Consider the following 7,920-nt stretch of genomic DNA (forward strand, 5'->3'; position numbering starts at 1 on the left):
GTCTATGTGCGCGGCCATGCCGAAGACTACAACCGTTGGGAAGAGCTCGGCGCCAACGGCTGGGCCTATGCAGACGTGCTGCCCTACTTCAAGCGCATGGAGCATTCGCACGGCGGTGAGGAAGGCTGGCGCGGCACCGACGGCCCGCTGCATGTGCAACGCGGCGGCTTTCGCAACCCGCTGTTCCATGCATTCATCGAAGCCGGCAAGCAGGCGGGTTTCGAGGCGACGGACGACTACAACGGCTCGAAGCAGGAAGGCTTCGGGCTGATGGAGCAGACCATCTTCCGCGGCCGTCGCTGGTCTGCGGCGAACGCCTATCTGAAGCCGGCGCTGAGGCGGCCGAATGGCGACATCGCCTACGCCCTGGCGCGCAGGATCGTTATCGAGAACGGCCGCGCGACCGGTGTCGAGATCGAGCGCCGCGGCAAGGTCGAAATCATCAAGGCGAACCGCGAGGTGATCGTTTCTGCCTCATCCTTCAACTCGCCGAAGCTCTTGATGCTTTCCGGTATCGGCCCTGGGGCTCATTTGCAGGAGCACGGCATCGAGGTGAAAGCCGACCGGCCAGGCGTCGGCGCCAACCTGCAGGACCATATGGAATTCTATTTCCAGCAGGTCAGCACCAAGCCGGTTTCACTCTATTCCTGGCTGCCATGGTTCTGGCAGGGCGTGGCGGGCGCGCAATGGATGTTCACGAGATCCGGCCTCGGCACTTCCAACCAGTTCGAAGCCTGCGCCTTCCTGCGCTCGGCGGCCGGCGTCAAGCAGCCGGACATCCAGTATCACTTCCTGCCGGTGGCGATCAGCTATGACGGCAAGGCGGCGGCGAAGAGCCACGGCTTTCAGGTGCATGTCGGCTACAATCTCTCGAAGTCGCGCGGGTCCGTCACCCTGCGCTCGCCCGATCCGAAGGCCGACCCCATCATCCGCTTCAACTATATGAGTCACCCGGATGACTGGGAGAAATTCCGCCACTGCGTGCGCCTCACCCGCGAGATCTTCGGCCAGCAGGCTTTCGACCCCTATCGAGGGCCGGAAATCCAGCCGGGCGAGAAGGTGCAGACGGACGACGAGATCGACGGCTTCCTGCGCGAGCATCTGGAAAGCGCCTACCACCCCTGCGGCACCTGTAAGTTGGGCGCTAAGAACGACCCGATGGCCGTGATCGACCCGGAGACGCGCGTCATCGGAGTGGACGGCCTGCGCGTTGCCGACTCGTCAATCTTCCCACACATCACCTACGGCAACCTCAACGGCCCCTCGATCATGACCGGCGAGAAGGCGGCAGACCATATCCTCGGCAAGCAGCCCCTGCCGCGCTCGAACCAGGAGCCCTGGGTCAATCCGCGCTGGGCACTGAGCGACCGGTAAACAGAGCTGGTAGGGCACACGAATGCCCAGCAGTCTCGTGGGATCTTCTTCGCGCCTATCGCCAATATCAATCATCGAATGCATATCCGCAGTTGCTCCGATGTTGGCATCTGGCAGTTTCATGTGATGAAGCTGCCAGATGCGCCGCGCGCTCGGCTATTTTCATGATCGAACGCAACGACTTCAAAAGCAGAAACAGCGTGGGCATCGCAACCTCGGCCTTCGCACAAGTTCAGTGATCTCTTCCTTGCGCTGGTGGCGCGCGGCGAGCACCGTCGCGGCGTGATCGCCTCTATATGAAACCGATCCACCGCCCGGCGATGAGAGCGGTAATCCACACCGCCGCCGAAACCATGGCTGCAATGCGCAGGCTCGCTGCAACGACCACTCCGGCAATCGCCTTTCGCCAGCTGTCCCTGGCATGCACGATGGCGGCATTGGCAACGCCTACTGCCAGCAATCCGATCTTTACCAAAAATGCTGGGTTTGCAGCATATTCCATCGGCCGGACGCTGAAGAGGCAGAAGCCCGTGACGATCGCCGCCGTCAACCCGACCGCCGCTGCGCGCGACAGGAATGGCCCGACCACCGAAAGCGGGACCAACGGAAAGAAGCCCATCAACCTGAGATCGAGCGGCAGGATGGCGCCGAGCAGCAAACCGATGGACAGGATATGCGAAGCGTTGACGAACATGTAAAGCAGCGCTGAACGCCGCAACCCTGCCGCGAGCGGCGTTGCGGCAAGCCATTCCAGAAGTTCGATCGCCATGCGGTCAATTCGTCTGGATTCGATCGGGATAGATATCGTAGCGCTTCTCGCCGACCGTGATTCGCACGGCCTTCATGCGCTTTTCATTCCGATCCAGCGAACGGTTTCCGATCGCAACGATCTGATCGCCGTTCTTCGCCGAGCCCTCGACGAAGCCGGAGCGCTCCGTCTGGCGCGGATTGCCGAGTTCGACGCGCCACACGCCGTCATCGGCGGTCGCAACGTCAAGCGCGGGATGCGGGCCGCCCATGGAAATCTTCTGGATCGTCCCCCTCAACTCCATCTGCTCGGCCTCGGCCCATGACCAGCCGTGATGCGCCGCAGCGCCGGTCGCGAAAGCTGCCGCGACGGCCGCGCTCAAGACGATCTGCTTTGTGGATAAGACACGCATTTCAGTTCTCCCTGCCCTTTTCCGAACAGCTCCGAATTGGCGCATTCCGGCGGCTTTGAAAGGCTTTTCACCAAATCTTGAAGGTGGGAGATGATTTCGCGAACCTGCGGCTGCCAATGGAGAGGGAAGAAGCCCCGTCAGGCGAGAAGGCGGGTGACCTCTGCGCCTTTTGCCGGCGCGACCGCGTCGGCGATTGTCGTCGAGAACAGCACCTTGCGCGTTGCATCCGCGACTTTCGCGAAGACGCTGCGGATTTTGCAGGTCTGCTCGCCGTCGCAATCGTCGCACTTGCGATACGCGGTGATAGAAAGGCATGGCAGCGGCGCGATCGGGCCGTCGACGATGCGCAGGATCTCGCCGAAGGTGATCATGTCGGCGGGCTTCAACAGCAGATAGCCGCCCGCCTTGCCGCGTCGGCTCGCGACGATGCCCTGATGCTTAAGATCGAGCAGGATCTGCTCGAGGAACTTCTTCGGAATTTTCTGCTGCGCTGCAATGTCCGAAATCATGACGGGCTCGCCGGCATCGGCTTCCGCCAGTACCGTCAGCGCCCGGAGCGCGTATTTTGCTTTCTGCGTAATCATTTTGGACCGTCACACACACGAGCGATGCGACGTGCCGCACCACTTCACAAGCTTACATATCTCCTATTGCACAGCCAGCATGAACGGAATTTGAACGCGCCCGCGAAAGCCTTGGAAGACAAGCATTTTGGCCTTGTTTTTCCTGCTCGGCCAACGGACAGAATTCTACGCTGAAATTGCCCTTCCTGCATCTTTTTCGACATCACTTCAGGTTTCGAATTGACAGGCACCGTGTAACCCTACTAATTTTATAGAGATTAAAGTAGCCCCGACAGATTGCTGACCTGACGCGGCTGCTTTTCTGCATTGCAGCGGCTTCGGAGAGATATTTGCTCCCGTATGCGCCGCTTTCGAAATCCGTTTTTCTGTGCGATCTGCCCTCAAGCTGCGATACTCCGGCCAACATCGAGGACAGGTTTTCCCATGACTGTTGTCAATATCATCGAAGAAGCGGAAACGCTGAATGCGAAACTTGCGACCTTGAGCCTGGCCGAACGTCTGTCGTTTGTCGCCGGCCTAGACGTAAGAGTCGTCTTCACGACATCGCTTGGTATCGAAGACCAGGTGATCACCGCCGAAATCGGCAACCATCGCCTACCGATCGACGTCGTAACGCTGCAGACCGGCCGCCTCTTCCCCGAGACGCTGGCGCTGATCGACGAAACCGAAAGCCAGTACGACATCCACATCACCCGTTACGAGCCCGAGCAGGCCGATATCGACGCCTATGCGGCAAAATACGGCATGAACGGCTTTTACGAGAGCGTCGAAGCCAGGCATGCCTGTTGTGGCGTGCGCAAGCTGAAGCCGCTTGCGCGGGCGCTGGCAGGCGCAACGATCTGGATCACCGGGCTGCGGCGCGGTCAGTCCGCCAACCGCGCGGAAACGCCTTTTGCGGAATATGACGCCGAACGGCACCTCCTGAAGATAAATCCGCTTGCCGACTGGGATATCGAGACCGTCAAGTCCTACGTCGCCGACAATAGCGTGCCGGTTAATCCGCTGCATGCCCGCGGCTACCCTTCTATCGGCTGCGAGCCGTGCACGCGCGCCATCAAGCCTGGCGAGCCGGAGCGCGCCGGCCGCTGGTGGTGGGAACAGGATGAGAAGCGCGAATGCGGCCTGCATGTCGGCGAAGAAGCGACAGCGGTTACCGCACGATAGCCACGAAGGGTGAGTTTGACGTGCCGGACTGCCCGGCCCTCACCCCTGGCCCTCTTCCCGCAAGCGGGGCGAGGGGACGGAAAACGAGCCGCCGAGCGCGGCATTGGGGTGAGGGGCAAATGCCTCCTTGCCAATGATCGAAAGTCTGGAGTAGGAAATGCCCGATAGCCGTCCGGATACGGAACTCAACAATCCGCAGAGCGCCAAGCCGCCGCTCGATCCGCACCTGAAGGCTCTGGAAAACGAGTCCATCCATATCTTCCGCGAGGTTGCGGCCGAATTCGAGCGTCCGGTGATGCTCTATTCGATCGGAAAGGACTCGTCGGTTCTGCTGCATCTGGCACGTAAGGCTTTTTATCCGGGCCGCGTGCCCTTCCCGCTGCTGCATGTGAACACTGGCTGGAAATTCCAGGAGATGATCGCCTTTCGCGACGAGACCGCGAAGAAGTATGACCTGGACCTCGTCGAGCACATCAATCCGCGCGGCGCCGCCGAAGGAATCACACCCTTCAGCCACGGCTCCGCGACCTTCACCGACATCATGAAGACCGAGGGGCTGCGCCAGGCGCTCGACGCCGGACAGTTCGACGCAGCCTTCGGCGGCGCGCGCCGCGACGAGGAGGCAAGCCGCGCCAAGGAACGCATCTATTCCTTCCGCACGCCGGACCACCGCTGGGATCCGCGCAACCAGCGGCCCGAGCTCTGGAACATCTACAACGGCCAGATCCGCAAGGGCGAGAGCGTGCGCGCCTTCCCGCTGTCGAACTGGACCGAAGTCGATATCTGGCGCTACATCCAAGCCGAAGAAATTCCGCTAGTGCCGCTCTACTATGCGAAGAAGCGCCCCTACGTTGAGCGCGACGGAATGATGATCCTTGCGGAAGACCCGCGGTTGGAACTCCTTCCCGGCGAAGTCCGCCAGGAAGGCATGATCCGTTTCCGCACCCTCGGCGATTTCCCGCTGACGGGTGCCATCCGCTCCACCGCCACCACCCTTGAAGACGTCATAGCGGAGCTGGAAATCGCAACCGTTTCCGAGCGCCAGGGCCGCGCCATCGACCGCGACCAGTCCGGCTCCATGGAAAAAAAGAAGCGTGAAGGATATTTCTGAGATGACTGCAGCAGCACCTGCAACCGCCATCGCCCTGCCTGCCGCCGAGCCGCTGAAGGCCACGCGCGACACGCGGCCGTTGCGCCTTATCACCTGCGGCAGCGTCGACGACGGCAAATCCACGCTGATCGGCCGGTTGCTCTGGGACACCAAGGCCGTCAAGGAAGACCAGGCAGCGACGCTCCAGCGCGATTCCACCGGCAAGCAAAACGATCTCGGCCTGCCGGACTTCGCACTGCTTCTGGACGGCCTGCAGGCGGAGCGCGAACAGGGAATCACCATCGATGTCGCCTATCGCTATTTCCAGACCGACAGGCGCGCCTTCATCGTCGCCGACACGCCCGGCCACGAACAGTACACCCGTAACATGGCAACCGGCGCTTCGACCGCCGATCTTGCCGTGCTGCTCGGCGATGCCCGCGCCGGCATCCTCGAGCAGACGCGACGCCACGCGACGATCGCCTCGCTGCTCGGCATCAAGCAGTTCGTGCTCGCCGTCAACAAGATCGACCTGACCGGCTACGACCGCGCCGGTTTCGAGAAGATCACGCACGAGTTCAAGGAATTTGCCCTGTCGCTCGGCGTCAAGCAGATCACCGCGATCCCGATGTCGGCGCTGAAGGGTGAAAACGTCGTCTATTCCGGCCAGGCCGCCATGCCCTGGTACACGGGTCCGACGCTCGTCGAGACGCTGGAGCTTGCCACGGTGCGCTCGTCGCAGACCGTCGGCTTCCGTCTCTCGGTGCAGCGCGTGTCGCGTCCCGGCGAAAGCTTCCGTGGCTATCAAGGCACCGTTGCCGGCGGTTCGGTGAAGCCGGGCGACAGCGTCATGATCTTGCCATCGGGCATGGTCGCCAATGTTTCCAAGATCGTCACCTTCGACCTCGTGCGCAACGCGGCCGTCGCGGGCGACGCAATCACCCTCGTGCTCGACCGGCAGGTGGACGTCGCGCGCGGCGACATGATCGTCTCGATCGACAGCCAGCCGCAGGTCGGCCTTGCCTTCGACGCGCAGATCGTGGCGCTGCAGCCGGAAGGCATCGAGGCCGGTAAGCGCTACTGGCTGAAGAGCGGCAGCCGCCGCCAGCGCGTCCAGGTGCAACCCCTCAGCCAGTTGGAGCTGAAGTCCGGCGCCTGGAACGTAGCCGAGCGGCTCTACATGAATGCCATCGGCAAAGTGCGCCTCGCCTTCGATGAAGCGGCGATCTTCGATCCTTATGAGCAGAACCGCTCCTCCGGCTCCTTCATCCTCATCGACCCGGACACCAACAATACGGTCGCCGGCGGCATGGTGACCGGCAAGCGCTCGGAACTCGGCGGACTTCACACCGGTGACGCGCGCGTCATCCTCTCGCTTCCAGCCGACCTCGCCGAGCAGATTATGGCGAGCGAGATCTTCGCAACCCGCCGCGACGAGGCGCATGTGCACCGGATGACCGCAGCGGAAGCGGCGGAACTCTGGAAAAACGCCGCAAGCGATATCTGAGACTGAAGCTGGGGCCGGACGGCCCCTTTTTCTTGCCGTGTCGAGGGCGCGCGTTACGCATCTGGCGCAAACGGATCGCTGCACGCAGTGTGCGGCGCATTTCTCGCCGGGGTCAGAGCAATTCGGGAAAATCGGCTGGTCGGAGTGGAGTGATTCGAACACTCGACCCCCACGTCCCGAACGTGGTGCGCTACCAGACTGCGCTACACTCCGTGACCAGCGGCGCCTCTATAGACCGGCCCATCTTATTGCGCAAGCACCAAATTTCAAAACCCGGCGCATTTTTGACAGAGGGGTGAAAGGGCCTGGCGCAGCCTAAAACTGCAACAAAAAGCCACACTCGCGGCAAATTTCGCAATCGCGAAGACAGGGCAATTTTCTTTTGCCGGGTTCCGCGCTAAAGCGCTCCACGGGACAAGCGGAAACCGTTGGCAGACAGCGATTCCCGCCTCGAATGCGCGACAAAATTCAGGGACGATTAGATGAAACTCCGCACCACTGCCGCGGTCGGGCTTGCCATTGCGCTTGCCGGCTGCACGACCATTCCTTCTGCAGGCGATCCGATTTCCGCACGCTGGACCGGCCAGTCGGCCGGCAAGTTCTTCGCCGCCTACGGCCCGCCGATCGCCGATACCGAAAACGGCTCGGCCACCGTCTACACTTGGAAGGGCGGCTACAAGAGGATTCGCGTCCCGGCGAAATATGCCGAAGGCGAAAACGGCAAGCGCGGCAAGCAGATCGCTGCCGCCCGCACGCTCTATCTCCGCTGCCAGGCCGAAGTCACCGCCGATTCCAGCTACACCATCCGCTCCATCCGCACCGTCGGCGACATCCCGGGCGAAAACAGCAAGTCCTATTGTGCGGAGTTTCTGGCGCCGGAAACGGCTCGGTAGTCGAGTTTCGCGGCCAGTGTCAGTCCAGAAAGGCAGCCTGCAGGCTGCCTTTTCTTCATTGGCCATTTCGACGACGAGACATGCCGACCGGAGCCACCGCCAAACCACCTCAGGCCGGACGCGTCACCTATTGGGCCGCCCCCCCTTG

Annotated in this window: 8 protein-coding genes and 1 tRNA gene; 5 read left to right on the forward strand and 4 right to left on the reverse strand. The window is 61.8% G+C overall.

The window, feature by feature from the left end; all coding sequences use genetic code 11:
- Window positions 1-1,374 (forward strand): choline dehydrogenase (betA, locus tag C9413_RS23570; RefSeq protein WP_170250971.1); only part of this gene is annotated, 1,374 nt, incomplete at its 5' end.
- 292 nt (window positions 1,375-1,666) lie between these two features.
- Here betA and C9413_RS23575 read toward each other — a convergent pair.
- From C9413_RS23575 to C9413_RS23585, 3 genes are all read right to left on the reverse strand, one after another.
- Window positions 1,667-2,143 carry a DUF6644 family protein gene (locus C9413_RS23575; protein WP_039844235.1) on the reverse strand — a complete coding sequence of 159 codons (477 nt, stop codon included), beginning with the start codon at window positions 2,141-2,143 and terminating at the stop codon, window positions 1,667-1,669.
- A 4-nt stretch (window positions 2,144-2,147) separates the two neighbouring features.
- Complete coding sequence (locus C9413_RS23580; protein WP_039844234.1) at window positions 2,148-2,534, reverse strand: DUF6152 family protein; 387 nt, start codon at window positions 2,532-2,534, stop codon at window positions 2,148-2,150.
- 137 nt (window positions 2,535-2,671) lie between these two features.
- On the reverse strand, window positions 2,672-3,118 hold the full coding sequence (locus C9413_RS23585; RefSeq protein WP_022716377.1) for an Rrf2 family transcriptional regulator: 447 nt from the start codon (window positions 3,116-3,118) through the stop codon (window positions 2,672-2,674).
- Between the two features lie 423 nt (window positions 3,119-3,541).
- On the opposite strand from C9413_RS23585, the gene C9413_RS23590 reads away from it, so the two are divergent.
- From C9413_RS23590 to cysN, 3 genes are all read left to right on the forward strand, one after another.
- Window positions 3,542-4,282 (forward strand): phosphoadenylyl-sulfate reductase, encoded by a 741-nt coding sequence (locus tag C9413_RS23590; protein WP_039844233.1) that lies wholly within the window; start codon window positions 3,542-3,544, stop codon window positions 4,280-4,282.
- Window positions 4,283-4,439: 157 nt separating this feature from the next.
- A complete protein-coding gene (gene cysD / locus C9413_RS23595; RefSeq protein ID WP_039844232.1) occupies window positions 4,440-5,393 on the forward strand; it encodes a sulfate adenylyltransferase subunit CysD in 954 nt (317 codons plus the stop codon).
- 1 nt (window position 5,394) lies between these two features.
- Window positions 5,395-6,879: a sulfate adenylyltransferase subunit CysN gene (cysN, locus tag C9413_RS23600; protein ID WP_170250972.1), complete on the forward strand. Its 1,485-nt coding sequence runs from the start codon at window positions 5,395-5,397 to the stop codon at window positions 6,877-6,879.
- Window positions 6,880-7,015: 136 nt separating this feature from the next.
- Here the strand turns inward: cysN and C9413_RS23605 are convergent.
- A tRNA-Pro gene (locus C9413_RS23605) sits at window positions 7,016-7,092 on the reverse strand.
- 269 nt (window positions 7,093-7,361) lie between these two features.
- On the opposite strand from C9413_RS23605, the gene C9413_RS23610 reads away from it, so the two are divergent.
- Complete coding sequence (locus C9413_RS23610; protein WP_039844230.1) at window positions 7,362-7,772, forward strand: hypothetical protein; 411 nt, start codon at window positions 7,362-7,364, stop codon at window positions 7,770-7,772.
- Window positions 7,773-7,920: the final 148 nt, after the last annotated feature.

It is taken from the genome of Rhizobium sp. SEMIA 4085, assembly GCF_013004495.1.
Taxonomy (GTDB): domain Bacteria; phylum Pseudomonadota; class Alphaproteobacteria; order Rhizobiales; family Rhizobiaceae; genus Rhizobium; species Rhizobium gallicum.

Coding starts and splice junctions, on each gene's coding strand:
- C9413_RS23575 (WP_039844235.1), bottom strand. CDS start 2,143: ATGGCGATCGAACTTCTGGAATGGCTTGCCGCAACGCCGCTCGCGGCA.
- C9413_RS23580 (WP_039844234.1), bottom strand. CDS start 2,534: ATGCGTGTCTTATCCACAAAGCAGATCGTCTTGAGCGCGGCCGTCGCG.
- C9413_RS23585 (WP_022716377.1), bottom strand. CDS start 3,118: ATGATTACGCAGAAAGCAAAATACGCGCTCCGGGCGCTGACGGTACTG.
- C9413_RS23590 (WP_039844233.1), top strand. CDS start 3,542: ATGACTGTTGTCAATATCATCGAAGAAGCGGAAACGCTGAATGCGAAA.
- cysD (WP_039844232.1), top strand. CDS start 4,440: ATGCCCGATAGCCGTCCGGATACGGAACTCAACAATCCGCAGAGCGCC.
- cysN (WP_170250972.1), top strand. CDS start 5,395: ATGACTGCAGCAGCACCTGCAACCGCCATCGCCCTGCCTGCCGCCGAG.
- C9413_RS23610 (WP_039844230.1), top strand. CDS start 7,362: ATGAAACTCCGCACCACTGCCGCGGTCGGGCTTGCCATTGCGCTTGCC.